The following is a 16,699-nucleotide window of genomic DNA, read 5'->3' on the forward strand; positions in this document are numbered from 1 at the left end:
GCGGCTCCTGCGACCACCTGGTGGTTTGCACCAAACTTCGGGTTTCTGGCTTAAAGTTGTATTGATCGATCATCGATCAGACCGTAGAGTGTGCGCGACGCACGTCACATCACACACGCGCGTGCCCCCTGGTGGCACGGGGTTGTTCATCCGGCCGGTGAACGAACTCGGCCGACCTCCCGGCGGATGCTTACCGCACCCCAGACCGGGAAGCAATGCCGTCAAGGGTCGCGGCGCGACAACTGCACACGCGACCCGATTCGCTTCGCGTCCGCACCCGGGCCCCGCCAGGCCCGACCGGACGCGCCCCGCAACAGCCACAGTGTCGCCGCCGATGAGCCCGGCGGCGGCACGCGCCGGGACCACGCCTGACAGCGGGGTCCGGGCGGGCCGCGTCTCCGACCCACAGGACGGAGTCGCGCGGCCTCCGCGCACGTAGAAAGGCACACCATGGCTGACACGGCCAAGCCGAAGGGCGGCACCGCCCGGGCCTCCGCGTCCCGACGCCGGACCCGGAAGGACTCCGGCATCGGCAACGAGAAGCCGGAGACCCTCCTCGACTACTACCGCCAGATGCTCTTCATCCGACGCTTCGAGGAGCGCACCGGACAGGCCTACACCCAGGCCCGCGTCGGCGGTTACTGCCACCTCAACCTCGGCGAGGAAGCCACCGTCGTCGGTCTGATGACCGCCCTCCAGGAGCGCGACTACCTGTTCACGAACTACCGTGACCACGGGTACGCGATCGGCAAGGGCATGGACCCCAAGCGGGTCATGGCCGAGCTCTACGGACGCGTCGACGGCGTGTCCAAGGGCTGGGGCGGCTCCATGCACATGTACGACACCGAGACCCGCATGCTCGGCGGCTACGGCATCGTCGGCGGTCAGCTCCCCCTGGCCACCGGTGCGGCGCTCGCCGTCACCTACCGCGGCGGCGACGAGGTCGTCATGTGCCAGATGGGCGACGGCACCACCAACATCGGCGCCTGGCACGAGTCCCTCAACATCGCCAAGCTGTGGAACCTGCCGGTCGTCTTCGTGGTGATCAACAACTTCACCGGCATGGGCACCACCGTGGAGATGTCCTCCGCCGAGCCCGAGCTGTACAAGCGCGGCGCCGCCTTCCGCATCGAGGGTGAGCGCGTCGACGGTCGTGACGTCCTGGCCGTCCGCGACACCGCCACCCGCCTGGTCGAGCGCGCCCGCGAGGAGCAGACCCCGTTCCTGCTGGAGGCCTGGAGCTACCGGCAGAAGGGCCACTCCGTCGTGGACCCGGCCAAGTACCGCACCGACGAGCAGCGCGAGTCGGCCCGCGCCGAGGAGAACGACCCGATCGTGATCTTCGACGCCCAGCTGGCCAAGGCCGGGATCCTCACCGACGACCTGCGCGACGAGATCGCCGCCTCGGTCAAGGCCGAGGTCACGGAGGCCGCCGACTTCGCGGAGAACAGCCCGAAGCCGGACGTGTCCACGCTCTTCGACTACACCTACGCCACCCCGGTGCCGAACGAGTCGCGGCGTATGCCCGCCGACCCGGTGTTCGCGGAATAGGAAGGAACCACTCACATGTCCGTGATCACCTATCGCCAGGCCCTGCGCGACACCCTGCGCGCCGAGATGGTGCGTGACGAGAACGTCCTCGTGATCGGCGAGGAGATCGGCGTCTTCGAGGGCTCCTACAAGATCACCGAGGGGCTCCTCAAGGAGTTCGGCCCCCGCCGGGTCAAGGACACCCCCATCGCGGAGGAGGGCTTCGTCGGCGCCGCCGTCGGCGCCGCCATGCTGGGCCTGCGCCCGGTCGTGGAGCTCATGACGATCAACTTCTCGCTGATCGCCATCGACCAGATCATCAACCACGCCGCCAAGATCTACGGGATGTTCGGCGGCCAGACCAGCGTCCCCCTGGTCATCCGCACCCCCGGTGGCGGCGGTCAGCAGCTCGGCGCGACGCACTCGCAGAACATCGAGCTGTTCTACTCCTTCATCCCCGGCCTCAAGGTGATGGCTCCCAGCACCCCGGCCGAGGCCTCCTCGATGCTGCGCGCCGCGATCCGCGACGACGACCCGGTGCTGTTCCTGGAGAACCTGGGCCTGTACAACTCCAAGGGTGAGGTGCCCGAGGACTACGCGGAGCCGGAGAACGACAACGTCGCCACCATCGGCCGTGCCGCCGTGACCCGCGAGGGCAGCGACATCACGCTGATCGGCTACTCCCGGATGGCCATGGTCGCCACCCAGGTGGCCGAGAAGCTGGCCGAGGAGGACATCAGCGTCGAGGTCGTGAACCTGCGCAGCCTGCGTCCCCTCGACCGGCAGACCTTCGTGGACTCGGTGAAGAAGACCGGTGCCGCGGTGATCTGCGAGGACGACTGGCTCACCTACGGCATCGGCGCGGAGATCGCCGCGTCGATCCAGGAGGGGGCCTTCGACTACCTGGACGCCCCGGTGCGCCGGGTGGCCATGGCCGAGGTTCCCATGCCGTACGCCAAGCCGCTGGAGACCGCCGCCCTGCCGTCGGTCGAGTCGATCAGCACCGCGATCAAGGAAACCCTGAGCGCCGTCGGCAAACGGGTCGGGTAGAGGGAGTAGTCAATGAGCGAGATCCACATGCCCCGCCTCTCCGACACCATGGAGGAGGGCGTCATCTCCACCTGGGTCAAGAAGGTGGGGGACAAGGTCGCCTCCGGTGACGTGCTGGTCGAGATCGAGACCGACAAGGCCGTCATGGAGTTCGAGGCCTACGAGGACGGTTTCCTCGTCAAGCAGAACTTCTCCGAGGGCGACACCGTGCCCATCGGTGAGGTCATCGGTTTCATCGCGGACTCCCCGGACGCGGTGCCCGAGGAGGCGGCCGCGCCCGCCGCCCCGGCCACCGAGGCCCCCAAGGAGGAGCCGAAGGAGGAGGAGCAGGCCGCCGCCGCGCCCGCCCCCGCCGCCGACGAGCCCGCCGGTGAGCGTCCCCGGACCTCCCCCCTGGCCCGCAGGCTGGCCAAGGAGTACGGCCTGGACATCACGAAGATCCAGGGTTCCGGTCCCAAGGGCCGGATCGTGCGCGCCGACATCGAGGCCGCCAAGGACGGTGCCGCCGCCCAGGAGGCCCCGGCCGCCCCCGCGCCGAGCGCCCCCGCGCCCGCCGCCCAGGCCGCCCCGACCCAGGACGACGTCCGGGGCTCCGAGGAGGTCAGGACGAGCAACGTGCGCAAGGTGATCGCGCGCCGTCTGACCGAGAGCAAGCAGACGGTCCCGCACTTCTACCTGCGCCGCTCGATCGACGCCGAGGCCCTCAAGGCCTTCCGGGGACAGATCAACGAGCAGCTGTCCAGCACGGGCGTGAAGGTCAGCTTCAACGACCTGATCGTGAAGGCCTGCGCCACCGCGCTCAAGCTGCACCCGGAGGTCAACACCTCCTGGGTCAACGACACCCTGGTCCAGCACCACCGGACCAACGTCGGCGTGGCCGTCGCCGTGGACGCCGGGCTGGTCGTGCCGGTGCTGCACGACACCGACAAGGCGACCCTGTCCGAGATCTCCACGCGCACGCGTGAGCTCGCGGGCAAGGCCCGGGACAACAAGCTGAAGCCGCAGGAGATGAGCGGCGGTACCTTCAGCGTGTCCAACCTGGGCATGTTCGGTATCGACAGCTTCTCCGCCGTGATCAACCCGCCGGAGGCCGCCATCCTCGCGGTCGGCGCCATGCGCCCGGAGGCCGTGGTCGTGGACGGTGAGGTGGCGGTGCGCAACCGCATCGCCCTGGAGCTGTCCGTGGACCACCGCGCGGTCGACGGGGCCGTGGGCGCCGCCTTCCTCAAGGAGCTCGCGGAGATCCTGGAAGAGCCCATGCGGATCATCCTGTAGCACCCCCGTACGCGACGCCCCGGCCCGAGTCCCCGGCCGGGGCGTCCGTCGTTCCCGCGACGTGTCCGGGAACCCCTGGTCCACGCGCGTCCGGGGGTGACGCGGTAGCGTCCGCTGCATGGCTCATGTACTGCACCTGACCGAACTCTCACGCTGGCGCGCCGACGGTGACGTCGAGGCCGACTCCCTGGGCGCCGAGGGGTTCCTGCACGCGTCGCCCGACGAGGCCACCATGCTGGCGGTGGCCGACGCCTTCTACTCCGCCCCGGAGGAGGCGCTGGTCGTGCTGGTGGTGGACACGGAGAAGGTGGGCGCCGAGGTGCGGTGGGAGGCGGCCGCGCCCGTCCCGCCGCCCGGCGTCGGCGCGGACGTGCTCTTCCCCCATGTGTACGGGCCGATCCCCCGCTCGGCGGTGACCGGGCTGCGCCGTCTGGTCCGGAGCCCGGAGGGGCGGTACGCGGCCCTGGAGACGGTGATGGAGCCCGGCCCCTGCTTCCAGGGCTGATCCCGTCGACAAGTCGACAGGGAAACTTGTCCACAGGCTGTGGACGACGCGAAGGGGCCCCGGGATCACCCGGGGCCCCTTCGCGTGCGGTCAGGCGTGGCCGAGGCCGGTCTGGTCGGGTGGGATGTTGCTGTGCTGCCCGATGCTGCCCGGGACGGTGTGCCGGGCCTTGCCCTTGTCGATGCCCAGGAAGCGGTTGAGGTGCCCCTTCTTGCCGACCACGAACCAGGCGACCGCGCCGAACAGCGGGATCCACAGGATGAAGAGGATCCACAGGAGCTTGCCCCCGCCGGTGGTGTCGCCGTTGGCCAGGGTCGAGATGACGGCGGTGATCACCAGCACGGCGACGGCGAGGAACACGAGGAGGAAGAGGACACCGGTGATGCCGCTCATCCAGGCGAAGGTGCGTTCGCCGCTGTCCATCTGCGACAGGCTCACTCGATCAGCGAGCTCCGACAGGTTCGTGATCATGACTCCCCCAAGCAAGAAGTGACTCCCTGGTCACATAGCGTAGTATTTGGTGGCGATCAGTCACGCGCATTCCGACGCTTTCGGGCGTTTCCTCGCATCTGCCAACGCACCTCCGAATCCGTGGTTCCGCAGGGCTTCCGGACGACTACTTTCCGGTAGCGCCCCCCGCCGGGCTTTCCCACTGCTTTACTGGAACCATGGGCGAGCTTCGGCGAACTGGCAGGTCCACTCCCTCCCTCCGGCCCGCGGTCGGCACCGGCGACGGTGACCGCACGGCCACCCGTGACCACCGATCCGCGCGTCCGGCCAGAGCCACCCCTCCGAGCAGGGGCGCGGCAGAGGACGGGTGAGCGGTGTCCAGGCAACCCCGGTATCTGTGGCTGGCCGAACAGCTCCGCGAACCGATCCTCAACGGCGAGATCACCCCGGGCACCCGTCTCCCGTCACGCACCCGCCTGGCCCGGTCCTACCGGGTCAGCGAACAGATCTCCCGCACAGCTCTGCGCCTCCTGGTCACCGAGGGGCTGGTCGAGGCCAGGCCCGGCTCCGGGTACTTCGTGCGGACCGTCCCGGAGACCTTCCGGCTCTCCCGGACCGACGCCACCTCCGGCTCCGGCCTGGGGCAACTCAGCCGTGAACGGGTCAGCACCGAGCAGGAGCGGTGCACCGCCCCGCTGAGCACCCGGCTCCGCCTGCGCGACGGCGACCCGGTGTACCGCACCACCTCGCGGGGGCTCTCCTCCGACCGTCCGGTCACCCTGCACCGGTCCTGGGAACCGGCCATCCTCACCGCCGGGACCCTGCGCACACCCTTCGACGCCACCGAGACCGGCACCCTGGAACGGTTGGGCGCCGCCGGGTTCCCCGTGGACCGGGTCGTGGAGGAGGTGGGGGTCCGCGCGCTGCGCGACTCCGAGGCCGCCCTCCTGGACTCCGCCCCCGGGGTGCCGGTCCTGGTCGTCGAACGCACCCACTACTGCGGCGACCGCCCGGTCGAGACCTCCGACCTCATCGGCTCGGTCGAGCAGTGTCGACTTCTCTACAAGTTGTCACTGGCCCGGCCCCGGGGCCGCCGGTAGGCACGCCGAAGGGCGGTGGCCCGTTCCGCGGGGGAACGGGCCACCGCCCTTCGGTGACGGCTCAGGCCTGGGTGAACTCCTTGGCGACGACCTCGGCGATCTGCGCCGTGTTCAGCGCCGCGCCCTTGCGCAGGTTGTCCCCGCACAGGAAGAGGTCGAGCGACTTCGGGTCGTCGATCGACTGCCGGATGCGGCCGACCCAGGTCGGGTCGGTGCCCACGACGTCGTTCGGGGTCGGGAACTCGCCCTTGGCGGGGTCGTCCACGACCTTGACACCCTCGGCGCCGGCCAGCAGCTTGCGGGCGTCGTCGGCGGCGACCTCACTGTCGAAGGTCGCGTGGACCACCAGCGAGTGCGTGGTGATGACCGGGACGCGCACGCAGGTCGCGGAGACCTTCAGGTCCGGCAGCCCCAGGATCTTGCGGGACTCGTTGCGGACCTTCAGCTCCTCGGAGGACCAGCCGTCGTCCTTGAGCGAACCCGCCCACGGCACGACGTTGTAGGCCAGCGGCGCCGGGAAGGGGCCGAGCTCGTCGACGGCCGAGCGCATGTCGCCCGAGCTGTCACCGAGGGTGCGGTCCCCGCCGGCCTTGGCCATCTGGTCGCGCAGGACGTCGATGCCCTCCTGGCCGGCGCCGGAGGCGGCCTGGTAGGAGGAGACCACGAGCTCCTTGACGCCGTAGGTCCGGTGCAGCGCACCGATCGCCACGATCATCGAGAGGGTGGTGCAGTTCGGGTTCGAGATGATGCCGCGCGGACGGTTGCGCACCTGGTCCGCGTTGACCTCGGGAACCACCAGCGGGACGTCGGAGTCCAGGCGGAAGGCGCCGGAGTTGTCGACGGCCACCGCGCCGCGGGCCGCGGCGATCGGCGCCCACTCCTTGGACACCTCGTCCGGCACGTCGAACATGGCGACGTCCACGCCGTCGAAGACCTCGGGGGCCAGCGCCTGCACCACGACGTCCTCGCCGCGCACGCTCAGGACCTTGCCCGCGCTGCGCGCCGAGGCGACCAGCCGGATCTCGCCCCACACGTTCTCACGCTGGGTGAGGATGTCGAGCATGACGGTGCCGACGGCGCCGGTGGCACCGACGATGGCCAGGGTGGGAAGACGGTTGCTCATCGGCCGGTACCTCCGTAGACGACAGCCTCGACCTGGTCGGCGTCGAGCTGGAACTCGCTGTGCGCGGCCTGGACCGCCGCGTCGACCTGGTCCTCCTCGACGATGACCGAGATGCGGATCTCCGAGGTGGAGATCATCTCGACGTTGGTGCCGGAGGAGGCGATCGCGTCGAAGAACCGCGCGGTGACGCCCGGGTACGAGCGCATGCCCGCACCGATCAGGGAGACCTTGCCGATCTTGTCGTCGTAGCGCAGGGAGTCGTAGCCGACCTGCTCCTGGACCTTCTTCAGGGCGCCGACCGCCTCCTTGCCGAAGTCCTTGGGGACGGTGAACGAGATGTCCGTGCGGGAGGTGGAGACCGCCGACACGTTCTGCACGATCATGTCGATGTTGATCTCGGCGTCCGCGAGCGACTTGAAGATCGTCGCGGCCTCACCGACCTTGTCGGGGACGCCGACGACGGTGATCTTGGCTTCGCTCCGGTCGTGGGAGACCCCGGAGATGATCGGCTGTTCCATGCCTTCGCTTTCCTCGACTTCCGAAACGATCCACGTTCCGGGCTTCTGGCTGAACGACGAACGGACGTGCAGGGGAATGTTGTACTGGCGCGCGTACTCGACGCAGCGCAGGTGCAGGATCTTCGTGCCGCTGGCGGCCATCTCCAGCATCTCCTCGTAGGAGATCTGCGGGATGCGCTGCGCGGAGGGAACGACGCGCGGGTCGGCGGTGAACACGCCGTCCACGTCGCTGTAGATCTCGCAGGCGTCGGCGTTCAGCGCGCCGGCGAGAGCGACGGCGGTGGTGTCGGAACCGCCACGGCCCAGGGAGGTGATGTCCTTGGTGTCCTGGGAGACGCCCTGGAAACCGGCCACGATGCAGATCGAGCCCTCACCGATGGCCTCCTGGATACGGCCCGGGGTCACGTCGATGATCTTGGCGTTGCCGTGCAACGACGTGGTGATGACCCCGGCCTGGGAGCCGGTGAAGGATCGGGCCTCGTAGCCCAGGTTCTCGATGGCCATCGCCACGAGGGCCATCGACATGCGCTCACCCGCGGTGACGAGCATGTCGAGCTCGCGGGCGGGGGGCATCGGGGAGACCTGTTCGGCCAGGTCCAGCAGTTCGTCGGTCGTGTCGCCCATGGCCGAGACCACGACCACGACGTCATGTCCCGCCTTTTTCTGAGCCACGATCCTTTGGGCTACTCGCTTGATGGCTTCCGCGTCAGCCACGGAAGACCCACCGTACTTCTGCACGATTAGGGCCACGATCGATGCTCCTGAGGAGTTGGGATCAAGACAATTAACAATGAAGTGTAGCCAGCGACGACCAAGGCACCCCTTCCGACCTGCGGAGGGGAGGGCGTGGCGTCTTGACACACCGGCGTTCGGGCTACCCGCCAGAGCGGAGGTTACTCATATTTCGGGCCGATTACGGCGAAGTGTGAGCTAGAACTCCAGGCTGCGGCGGCCCTCGAAGGCGCGCCCCAGAGTGACCTCGTCGGCGTACTCGAGGTCGCCGCCGACGGGGAGCCCGCTGGCGAGCCGGGTGACTTTCAGGCCCATGGGTTTGACCAGCCGCGCCAGGTAGGTCGCGGTGGCCTCCCCTTCCAGGTTCGGGTCGGTCGCCAGGATCAGCTCGGTGATCTGACCGTCGGCCAGGCGGGTCATGAGCTCCTTGACCCGGAGGTCGTCGGGGCCCACGCCCTCGATGGGGCTGATGGCGCCCCCGAGCACGTGGTAGCGCCCGCGGAACTCGCGGGTGCGTTCGATGGCGACGACGTCCTTGGACTCCTCGACGACGCAGATGACGGCGGCGTCGCGGCGGGCGTCACGGCAGATACGGCACTCGGTCTCCTCTGCGACGTTGCCGCAGATCGAGCAGAAGCGAACCCGCTCCTTGACCTCGACGAGTGCGTTGACCAGGCGTTTGACATCCGCGTGTTCCGCGGACAGCAGGTGGAAGGCGATGCGTTGCGCGCTCTTCGGACCGACGCCGGGCAGTCGCCCCAGCTCGTCGATCAGACTCTGAACCGCGCCCTCGTACATGCCTACCCACTCGGTCGGAACCGGGCAGGGGCCCGGCGGGGCCACTCCTGCCCCTCCCCCCACCGTATCGGGGGGCGGTGACCTCTCGCGCCCGTCTCCCGACCGCGTCGTGGAAAAGCCGCCGGGGTCCGTCGCCGCTCCCGTGCCGACTGGCGGTACCGGAGCGGCGACGCGGCGACCGTGAGGGGCTCCGGGGAGCCCGCGCGGGGTCCCCGGAGGGCACCGGGAAGGTGCCCCGGGCGGCTAGAAGCCGGGGAGGCCGGGCATGCCGCCGGGCATCCCGCCGCCGCCCAGGCCCTCGGCCAGCGGGCCCATCTTCTCCTGCTGGAGGCGCTCGACCTGGGCCTCCGCGTCACGGATGGCCGCCAGGACCAGGTCCGCCACGGTCTGCGCGGTCTCCTCCGCGTCGGTGGGGTCCACGGCCTTGGGGTCGACGGTGATGTCCTCGACCTGACCGCGCCCGCTCAGCTTGACCTTGACCAGGCCGCCGCCGGAGGTGCCCACGACCTCGGCCTCCTCCAGGGCCTGCTGGGCCTGTGCCAGCTGCTGCTGCATCTGCTGGGCCTGCTGGAGCAGGGCCTGCATGTCCATTCCGCCAGGGTTCACGGCCGTCTCCTCGCCACACACGTGGTGCTGTTCATAGCTTCGTGTCACTTGCCTGTGAGGGTAACCGGTCCGACCGGGGCGCCCCGGCCGCGCGCACCGGCGTCCCGGTCACGCGCGGCGGCCCGGGGGCCGTTCGCCCGGACGTCGGGCGGGGAGACGCGGGCGTTCTCGATCACCTGGTCCAGGGCCTCGCGGGTGCGTTCCAGCCCCCGGATCGCCCCGGTGACCCGGTCGCGTTCGAGCCTGAGCCAGTCGAGCAGGTCCGGGGCGGGTTCGCCGCGTTCCCGCGCGTACACGCAGGGCAGCAGATCACGGATGACCTCGGTGGAGAGTCCGGCCCCGAGCAGGCACCGGACGCGGTCCACCCGCTCCACGGCCTCCTCGCCGTACTCGCGGTGCCCGCCCACGGTGCGTGTGGAGGCGAGCAGACCCCGCTCCTCGTAGTAGCGCAGCGAACGGGGGCTCACCCCGCTCCGCGCGGACAGCTCTCCGATGCGCACGGGCGCCTCCCGTCTTCTCCTGTGACCCTGGCCACGAACGCTTGAACCTCACACGGGTGTCAGATTCTACGCTCCTCACATGAACACCGCGAAGACCCACGGCAACCCGCTCCTCGACACCTACGAACTCGGGTCGCTGCACCTGCCCAACCGGGTGGTCATGGCCCCGATGACCCGCCTGCGCGCCGACCAGGACGGTGTGCCCGGCGAGCTCATGGCCACCTACTACGCCCAGCGCGCCAGCGCGGGCCTGATCGTCTCCGAGGGGATCTCGCCCAGCGTCGACGGGCAGCAGTTCCTCACCGAACCGGGCCTGTACTCGGAGGCGCAGGTCGAGGGTTGGCGGCGGGTCACCGGCGCCGTGCACGCCGCGGGCGGGCGGATCTTCGCCCAGATCATGCACGCCGGACGGGGCGGCCACCCGGCCAACCGCCCCGACGGCGGGACCCCCGGGGCCCCCTCGGTCGTCCCGCGAACGGACCCCGTCCACACGCTGGACGGGAAGGTGGCCCCGGTCGCCCCGCGCGCGCTGACCCTCCGGGAGATCACCGGGACCGTGGCCGCGTACGCGGAGGCCGCGCGCGCGGCGGTGCGGGCCGGGTTCGACGGGGTCGAGATCCACGGGGCCAACGGGTACCTGCCGCACCAGTTCCTCGCGGACAACACCAACCGGCGCACGGACGCGTACGGCGGCGGGACCGCCGGGCGGATCCGGTTCCCCGTGGAGGTCACCGAGGCGGTCGCGGACGCCGTCGGCGCGGACCGGGTGGGGCTGCGGCTCTCCCCCGGCAACAGCCAGTTCGAGATGGTCGAGCGCGATCCCGCCCCGGTCTACCGGGAGCTGCTGCGCCAGGTGGCCCCGCTCGGCCTCGCCTACCTGCACGTCACGGCCGACCCCGTGCACCCCGCACTGGCCGAGGCGCGGCGGGACTGGCCCGGCACGCTGGTGGGCAACACCGGCGAGCACGAGGCCACCACCCCGGAGAGCGCCGCCGCGCTCGTGGCCGGAGGGCGCGCCGACCTCGTGTCGGTGGGCCGCCCCTACATCGCCAACCCCGACGTGGTGGAGCGGCTCGCGGCCGGGGTCCCGTGGTCGGTGATCAGGGAGAAGGACTTCCACTACACGTCCGGCGCCCGGGGCTACGTGGACTACCCCGCGTACGAACAGGCGGGGACACGTCGGGACAACGCGCGCTTGGTCGCACCGTTGACCTGATTTCACCAGGCAAGAGAGCGAAGAGTAGCGCAAGTGTGACCCTGGGTTGAAAGGATGTTCGACGGGGCTGGTCGGCCGCTCCGGCGGCCGTACCCCGACCGAGGACAGCCGGACCACCAGGGGACTGAGGACGTGTTGACCGCCAGAGAGCGCAACTCGGCTCTGATCGAGGCGATAATCGCGGACGGCACGCTGACCGACGCCGCACTCGTCGACGCCTTCCGCTCCGTGCCCCGCCACCTGTTCATCCCGGAGCACGGAGCGCTCGCCGCGAACGGCAGCGCGCTCAACGCCTCCGGCAACCCGGACCGCTGGTTGGCCGCCGTCTACGCGGACAACGCCATCGTCACCCGGGTCGAGGGTCCGGAGGTACCGGCGCAGCGCGGAGGCGGCCGGGATCCGGCCACCTCGTGCAGCTCCGCGCCCACGGTGCTCGCGCGCATGCTGGAGCTGTCCCGGCTCGCGAACGGGCAGCGGGTGCTGGAGGTCGGCACGGGGACGGGGTGGAACACGGCGCTGCTCGCCCACCGGCTCGGGGACGGCGCGGTCACCTCGGTGGAGATCGACGAACGGCTGCTCGGCGCCGCCCGGGGCGCGCTCCGCGACGCGGGCCTCGCCCCCGACACGCGCCTGGCCGACGGGTACGGCGGGTACGCGGAGGGGGCGCCCTTCGACCGGATCGTCAGCGCGTGCGGGGTGCGCCGCGTGCCCGGCGCCTGGCTGGACCAGCTCACCGACGACGGGCTGGTCGTGTGCCCCTGGGGGCTGCTGGAGAGCGCCGGGGTGCTCATGCGCCTCGAACGGGCCGCGACGGATGCGGGGACGGCCGGGGTCAGGGCGGTGGGCCGGTTCCACGGAGGCGTGGGGTTCGTACCCCTGCGCACCCCGGACGCAACGCCCCTCCCGGCCAGGGACGCCGGTCAGCAGCCGGACGAGTACCGGCTCACCCAGGTCGACCCCGTCGCCCCGATGCTCGCCTTCGCCTCGGCCTTCGCGGTCTCGGTGATGGTCCCCGACTGGCGGATGCGGCGGCGGTGGATCGGTACGGGGTCAGGCATGTGGCTGTGCGACGCGCGGGGGGACTCGTGGGTGCGGGTCTACCCCTACGGCACCTCGTGGATGATCGAGCAGGGCGGCCCCAGGAGCATCTGGGACGAGGTGGAGGAGGCCCTGACCACCTGGTCCGACCTGGGGGAACCCGGCCCGGACCGGTTCGGCCTGGCGGTGGGAGCCGACGGGGGGCAGCGGGTGTGGCTGGACACACCGGACGGGCGGTCCTGGGCGGCCGGTTCACCCTGAGCCGGGTCGGCCCCCACCGTTCTCGGGCGGGGGCCGACGCCGAGGGTCACGACCGGCCTTCGGTGTCCCCGGGCTCCGGGGTGGCGTGCTTCTCACGAAGCCTGCGCAGGAGTTCCTGCTTCTGCTCACGCGCGGTGTCGCTGGGCCCGCCCTTGGTTCCGCCCTGGCCGCCACGGAGCGTGGAACGGGAGACGGTGGTGCGCTGACCACCCATCCCGAGGAGGTTGTCACTGTTCTTGGCCATGCCGTTGACTCCTCTCGTCATCAGGCAGGCGAGACATATCGTCTCGTCTTAGCCGTCACACCTGATGCTACCCCTGCCGAGACGATACGTCTCGTCATTTTGGAGCGGTTACCGTGGAGACATGGCCGACAACACCGATGAACAAAGCCGACGGGCCCCGGACCCCCGCCGTCGGAGCCAACGCGCGCAGAACGCCATCGTCGACGCCGCCGAGGAACTGCTGGGTGAGGTCGGCTACTCCAGACTCACCATGGAGGCCATCGCCGCCCGCGCCCGGGTGGGCAAGCAGACCATCTACCGCTGGTGGCCGTCCAAGGCCGCCGTCGTCTTCGAGGTCTTCACCCGCCTGACCGGAGCCGAGGCCGGTCAACCGCTGCCCGACACCGGCGACCTCGCCGCCGACCTCAGGACGGTACTCCGCGCCACCGTCGACGAGTTCAACGACCCCGCGATGGACCGGACCACCCGGGCCTTCACCGCCGAGGTCCAGCACGACGAGGAGTTCGCCCGGGCCGTCACCGAGCAGCTCGTCCGACCCAACAGCGAGGCGGTCAAGGACCGGCTGCGCTCCGGGCAGGCCGCCGGTCAGCTCGCGCGGGACGTCGACCTCGACCTCGTCGTGGAGTTGCTCAACGGCCCGGTCAACCACCGGTGGCTGCTGCGCACCGCGCCGATCACCCACGAGTACGTGGACCGGCTCGTGGACACCGTCCTGCGCGGACTGCGCCCCTGACCGGACCCGGAACCGTCCCGAGCTAACCCTCGCCGTTGTGCTCGATCTCCTCCAGCAGCTTGCCGCCGAGCTCCGTCTCGATGAGCCCGGCACCACTGCCCGGGGAAGCCGAAGCCGCCGTACCGCCCGTGCCCCCCTGGGGCTTCGGGGCGGGGCCGCCCGGGGCCGGACGGCTCGGCTCGGGCGCCCGCTCCGGAGCACGCTGGGCGGGGCGGCCGAAACCGCCGTCGTCCGGCGGCGGAGCCGAGGCGCCGTCCTCGTAGGGGTCGGGCGGCGGCTCCTGGAGGCCGGTGACGATCCGGTCTGGCGGTGGTCCGGCCGAACGCTCGGGGCGCGGGGCCTCCGGTGCGGGGGCCGGTTCGGCGGGCCGTGCCGGTTCGGGCCGGGAGGCCGGGGCGTCCCACCCCTCGGGCTCACCGGCGGCCTGCGGCGTGGGCGCCGGTGCCGGTGCGGGCTCGGCTCGGCGCTGGGGCGCGGCCTGTGCCCCGCCGGTGGCGGGGGCCACCCGGACCTCGATCCCGAGGACCTGCTGGATGGCGCCGGCCACCACCTGGTCACTGCCGCTGTTACTGAACCCCTTGGCCTCGTTGGGCTTGTTGAAGCGCAGCAGCACGCTGTTGCCCTCGACCCCGACCGGCTGGACGTCGCCGCCGGTCAGCACCATCCAGGTGAACCGGCGGCGGCCCTTGACCGCCTCCAGGATCTGGGGCCAGGCGCCCTGGACCCGGCCCAGGTCGAGTCCGCCGCCACCGGCGGGGGCCTGACGCTGCGGGGCCGGTGCGGGGGCGCTGCGCGGCGGGGCGTCCCACCCCTCGGGCTCACCGGTCGCGGCCTGGGGGGGCTTCGGGGCGGCCTTCGGCGCCGGGCTCGGCGCGGGTTCAGGAGAGCTGGGGCGCGCGGGAGCCTCGGGAGCGGGTACCGGCGCGGCCTGCGGCGCGGGGGCCGGAGCCGCCTGCGGGGCCGGAGCGGGGGCGACCGGCGCGGGTGCGGGTGTCACCGGCGCGGCCGTGGCCGGGGCCGGGGCCGCCGCACCGGAGGCCAGTCGCCGCTCCATCTGCTCCACGCGGGCCAGCAGCGCCGTGCCCTGGTCGCCGTCGGTGGCGGGCAGCAGGATGCGCGAGCACATGAGCTCCAGCAGCAGCCGGGGCGCGGTCGCGCCGCGCATCTCGGTCAGCCCCTGGTTGAGGATCTCGGCGGCCCGGGACAGCGTGGCCGGACCCAACCTGGCGGCCTGGTCCTTCATCTGCTCCACGGACTCCGGCGAGACGTTCACCAGCCCCTTGTCCAGGGCGTCCGGGACGGCGGCCAGCACCACGAGGTCGCGGAAGCGCTCCAGCAGGTCCGTGGTGAAGCGCCGCGGGTCGTGCCCACCCTCCACGACCCGGTCCACCAGGCCGAACGCGGCGGCCCCGTCGCGGGCGCCCAGGGCGTCGACCATCTCACCGAGCAGGCTGGAGTCGGTGTAGCCGAGCAGGGAGACGGCGCCCTCACGGGTGATGCCGCCCTCGTCCGAACCGGCGATGAGCTGGTCCAGGACCGAGAGGGTGTCCCGGGCCGAACCGGCGCCCGCGCGCACGACCAGCGGCAGCGCGGACGGGTCGTAGGAGACCTCCTCCTGCTTGAGGAGGTCCTCCATGAGCTCCCGGAGGGTGCTCGGCGGGATGAGCCGGAAGGGGTAGTGGTGGGTCCGCGAACGGATCGTGCCGATGACCTTCTCGGGTTCGGTCGTGGCGAACACGAACTTCAGGTGCGGCGGGGGTTCCTCCACCAGCTTGAGGAGCGCGTTGAAACCCTCGCGGGTCACCATGTGCGCCTCGTCGATGATGTAGATCTTGTACCGCGAGTTGACCGGCGAGAAGAACGCGCGCTCCCGCAGGTCGCGGGCGTCGTCGACACCACCGTGGGAGGCGGCGTCGATCTCGATCACGTCGATGCTGCCGCCGCCGTCGGGGGCGAGCGCCACGCAGGAGTCGCAGGTGCCGCACGGGTCGGGGGTCGGGCCCTGCTCACAGTTGAGGGAGCGGGCCAGGATGCGCGCGCTGGTGGTCTTGCCGCAGCCGCGCGGACCGCTGAAGAGATAGGCGTGGTTGATGCGTCCGCTGCGCAACGCCTGGCGCAGCGGGTCGGTCACGTGTTCCTGACCGCGCACCTCACCGAACGTCGCGGGACGGTACTTGCGGTACAGCGCGATGCTCACGGTGTGATCACTCCCCTGTGTCCCTGCCTCGGTCCCATTCAACCCGCTGGCGGAGACAACTCGCACCTGGTCGGGGAAACCGGGAAGGGGGCGGCGCTGGGGCGAGGTACCCCCGGAAACAAGAAAGGACCCCCCGCGCACCCGCCAGAGCCCACTTATCCTTGCTGCCTTCCGGCCCTGGGGAGGTTCGTAGGGTGACGCCGCACGAGGGGTCTGCCCCGAGTGTATCCGAACCGGAGACCCCCGCAACCCGCGCCGGGCCCCTCCCCCGGGCGGCCCGGAAGCCGTTCGAAGCACTGTCGCGAAGCCTGTAGAGTTGTCCACGGAGGATTCGCCTAGTGGCCTAGGGCGCACGCTTGGAAAGCGTGTTGAGGGCAACCTCTCAGGGGTTCGAATCCCCTATCCTCCGCCACAGGAGCGAAGGCCCCGACCGGGAGACCGGTCGGGGCCTTCGTCGTTTCCGCGTGCCCGGCTCAGCCCACGCGCCGACGCACACGGCCGCCGCGGAACTCCGGGCGGGACCTCACCCTGGCGGACGTCGCCGCGCACGCCGGGGTGAGCACCCGGACCCTGAGCCGCAGGTTCCGTGAGCAGACCGGGACCACGCCGCTGCGGTGGCTGCACCGGGCCCGGGTGCGCCGGGCCCAGTACCTGCTGGAGTCCACCCGTCACCCGGTGGACCGGATCGCCGCCCAGGCGGGGTTCGGCTCCCCCACCGCGTTCCGTGAGCGGTTCCGCGCGGTGGTGGGCACGAGCCCGCAGGCCTACCGGAGGGCCTTCCAGAGCCGGGACCGTTGACTCGACGACATGTCGACACGGCGAT

At 71.1% G+C, this 16,699-nt stretch carries 17 protein-coding genes, 1 tRNA gene and 1 other RNA gene; 10 read left to right on the forward strand and 9 right to left on the reverse strand.

Features of this window, described 5'->3' with window-relative positions; translation table 11 throughout:
• Positions 1-450 precede the first annotated feature (450 nt).
• From pdhA to AC0VYM_RS28890, 4 genes are all read left to right on the forward strand, one after another.
• Complete coding sequence (pdhA, locus tag AC0VYM_RS28875; protein WP_378735517.1) at positions 451-1,551, forward strand: pyruvate dehydrogenase (acetyl-transferring) E1 component subunit alpha; 1,101 nt, start codon at positions 451-453, stop codon at positions 1,549-1,551.
• 15 nt (positions 1,552-1,566) lie between these two features.
• Entirely contained in the window at positions 1,567-2,580 is a 1,014-nt protein-coding gene (locus AC0VYM_RS28880) for an alpha-ketoacid dehydrogenase subunit beta (RefSeq protein ID WP_378735515.1), read from the forward strand.
• A 12-nt stretch (positions 2,581-2,592) separates the two neighbouring features.
• Complete coding sequence (locus AC0VYM_RS28885) at positions 2,593-3,855, forward strand: dihydrolipoamide acetyltransferase family protein (protein ID WP_475457450.1); 1,263 nt, start codon at positions 2,593-2,595, stop codon at positions 3,853-3,855.
• 118 nt (positions 3,856-3,973) lie between these two features.
• The gene (locus AC0VYM_RS28890; protein WP_475457452.1) at positions 3,974-4,360 is read left to right on the forward strand and encodes a DUF952 domain-containing protein; all 387 of its coding nucleotides are present in this window, start codon (positions 3,974-3,976) and stop codon (positions 4,358-4,360) included.
• Between the two features lie 90 nt (positions 4,361-4,450).
• Here the strand turns inward: AC0VYM_RS28890 and AC0VYM_RS28895 are convergent, their stop codons facing one another.
• On the reverse strand, positions 4,451-4,831 hold the full coding sequence (locus AC0VYM_RS28895; RefSeq protein ID WP_475457454.1) for a PLD nuclease N-terminal domain-containing protein: 381 nt from the start codon (positions 4,829-4,831) through the stop codon (positions 4,451-4,453).
• Between the two features lie 353 nt (positions 4,832-5,184).
• On the opposite strand from AC0VYM_RS28895, the gene AC0VYM_RS28900 reads away from it, so the two are divergent.
• Entirely contained in the window at positions 5,185-5,910 is a 726-nt protein-coding gene (locus AC0VYM_RS28900) for a GntR family transcriptional regulator (RefSeq protein ID WP_475457456.1), read from the forward strand.
• Positions 5,911-5,971: 61 nt separating this feature from the next.
• Here the strand turns inward: AC0VYM_RS28900 and AC0VYM_RS28905 are convergent, their stop codons facing one another.
• From AC0VYM_RS28905 to AC0VYM_RS28925, 5 genes are all read right to left on the reverse strand, one after another.
• Positions 5,972-7,033: an aspartate-semialdehyde dehydrogenase gene (locus AC0VYM_RS28905; protein ID WP_475457458.1), complete on the reverse strand. Its 1,062-nt coding sequence runs from the start codon at positions 7,031-7,033 to the stop codon at positions 5,972-5,974.
• On the reverse strand, positions 7,030-8,301 hold the full coding sequence (locus AC0VYM_RS28910) for an aspartate kinase (RefSeq protein ID WP_475457460.1): 1,272 nt from the start codon (positions 8,299-8,301) through the stop codon (positions 7,030-7,032). The genes AC0VYM_RS28905 and AC0VYM_RS28910 overlap by 4 nt, the downstream gene beginning before the upstream one ends.
• Before the next feature lie 180 nt (positions 8,302-8,481).
• A complete protein-coding gene (gene recR, locus AC0VYM_RS28915) occupies positions 8,482-9,081 on the reverse strand; it encodes a recombination mediator RecR (RefSeq protein ID WP_475457463.1) in 600 nt (199 codons plus the stop codon).
• A 243-nt stretch (positions 9,082-9,324) separates the two neighbouring features.
• Complete coding sequence (locus AC0VYM_RS28920; RefSeq protein ID WP_378736166.1) at positions 9,325-9,672, reverse strand: YbaB/EbfC family nucleoid-associated protein; 348 nt, start codon at positions 9,670-9,672, stop codon at positions 9,325-9,327.
• Between the two features lie 59 nt (positions 9,673-9,731).
• Positions 9,732-10,187: a MerR family transcriptional regulator gene (locus AC0VYM_RS28925; protein WP_475457465.1), complete on the reverse strand. Its 456-nt coding sequence runs from the start codon at positions 10,185-10,187 to the stop codon at positions 9,732-9,734.
• A gap of 79 nt (positions 10,188-10,266) precedes the next feature.
• On the opposite strand from AC0VYM_RS28925, the gene AC0VYM_RS28930 reads away from it, so the two are divergent.
• Together AC0VYM_RS28930 and AC0VYM_RS28935 are read left to right on the forward strand one after the other, a co-directional pair.
• A complete protein-coding gene (locus AC0VYM_RS28930; protein WP_475457467.1) occupies positions 10,267-11,403 on the forward strand; it encodes an alkene reductase in 1,137 nt (378 codons plus the stop codon).
• Between the two features lie 135 nt (positions 11,404-11,538).
• Complete coding sequence (locus AC0VYM_RS28935) at positions 11,539-12,702, forward strand: methyltransferase domain-containing protein (protein WP_475463291.1); 1,164 nt, start codon at positions 11,539-11,541, stop codon at positions 12,700-12,702.
• 46 nt (positions 12,703-12,748) lie between these two features.
• On the opposite strand, the gene AC0VYM_RS28940 is transcribed toward AC0VYM_RS28935, so the two are convergent.
• The gene (locus AC0VYM_RS28940) at positions 12,749-12,946 is read right to left on the reverse strand and encodes a DUF6243 family protein (RefSeq protein WP_475457469.1); all 198 of its coding nucleotides are present in this window, start codon (positions 12,944-12,946) and stop codon (positions 12,749-12,751) included.
• Positions 12,947-13,067: 121 nt separating this feature from the next.
• Here AC0VYM_RS28940 and AC0VYM_RS28945 point away from each other — a divergent pair, with 121 nt between their 5' ends.
• Positions 13,068-13,679, forward strand: a complete 612-nt coding sequence (locus AC0VYM_RS28945) for a TetR/AcrR family transcriptional regulator (RefSeq protein ID WP_475457471.1) — start codon at positions 13,068-13,070, stop codon at positions 13,677-13,679.
• Between the two features lie 22 nt (positions 13,680-13,701).
• Here AC0VYM_RS28945 and AC0VYM_RS28950 read toward each other — a convergent pair whose 3' ends face one another.
• Both AC0VYM_RS28950 and ffs read right to left on the reverse strand, forming a co-directional pair.
• Positions 13,702-15,876, reverse strand: a complete 2,175-nt coding sequence (locus tag AC0VYM_RS28950; RefSeq protein WP_475457473.1) for a DNA polymerase III subunit gamma and tau — start codon at positions 15,874-15,876, stop codon at positions 13,702-13,704.
• A gap of 121 nt (positions 15,877-15,997) precedes the next feature.
• An RNA gene (ffs, locus tag AC0VYM_RS28955) (signal recognition particle sRNA small type) lies at positions 15,998-16,093 on the reverse strand.
• Positions 16,094-16,200: 107 nt separating this feature from the next.
• Between ffs and AC0VYM_RS28960 the strand changes: the two genes are divergently transcribed.
• Both AC0VYM_RS28960 and AC0VYM_RS28965 read left to right on the forward strand, forming a co-directional pair.
• Positions 16,201-16,288, forward strand: a tRNA-Ser gene (locus AC0VYM_RS28960).
• Positions 16,289-16,404: 116 nt separating this feature from the next.
• Complete coding sequence (locus AC0VYM_RS28965) at positions 16,405-16,674, forward strand: helix-turn-helix domain-containing protein (RefSeq protein WP_475463292.1); 270 nt, start codon at positions 16,405-16,407, stop codon at positions 16,672-16,674.
• The last annotated feature ends 25 nt before the right edge of the window (positions 16,675-16,699 follow it).

It is taken from the genome of Nocardiopsis sp. iso_237 (genome assembly GCF_056173345.1).

Bases quoted from the DNA above. Each gene is read 5' to 3' on its own strand.
- AC0VYM_RS28895 (WP_475457454.1), bottom strand. From the start codon at position 4,831: ATGATCACGAACCTGTCGGAGCTCGCTGATCGAGTGAGCCTGTCGCAG.
- AC0VYM_RS28920 (WP_378736166.1), bottom strand. From the start codon at position 9,672: ATGGACATGCAGGCCCTGCTCCAGCAGGCCCAGCAGATGCAGCAGCAG.
- pdhA (WP_378735517.1), top strand. From the start codon at position 451: ATGGCTGACACGGCCAAGCCGAAGGGCGGCACCGCCCGGGCCTCCGCG.
- AC0VYM_RS28880 (WP_378735515.1), top strand. From the start codon at position 1,567: ATGTCCGTGATCACCTATCGCCAGGCCCTGCGCGACACCCTGCGCGCC.
- AC0VYM_RS28890 (WP_475457452.1), top strand. From the start codon at position 3,974: ATGGCTCATGTACTGCACCTGACCGAACTCTCACGCTGGCGCGCCGAC.
- AC0VYM_RS28885 (WP_475457450.1), top strand. From the start codon at position 2,593: ATGAGCGAGATCCACATGCCCCGCCTCTCCGACACCATGGAGGAGGGC.
- recR (WP_475457463.1), bottom strand. From the start codon at position 9,081: ATGTACGAGGGCGCGGTTCAGAGTCTGATCGACGAGCTGGGGCGACTG.
- AC0VYM_RS28905 (WP_475457458.1), bottom strand. From the start codon at position 7,033: ATGAGCAACCGTCTTCCCACCCTGGCCATCGTCGGTGCCACCGGCGCC.
- AC0VYM_RS28930 (WP_475457467.1), top strand. From the start codon at position 10,267: ATGAACACCGCGAAGACCCACGGCAACCCGCTCCTCGACACCTACGAA.
- AC0VYM_RS28945 (WP_475457471.1), top strand. From the start codon at position 13,068: ATGGCCGACAACACCGATGAACAAAGCCGACGGGCCCCGGACCCCCGC.
- AC0VYM_RS28940 (WP_475457469.1), bottom strand. From the start codon at position 12,946: ATGGCCAAGAACAGTGACAACCTCCTCGGGATGGGTGGTCAGCGCACC.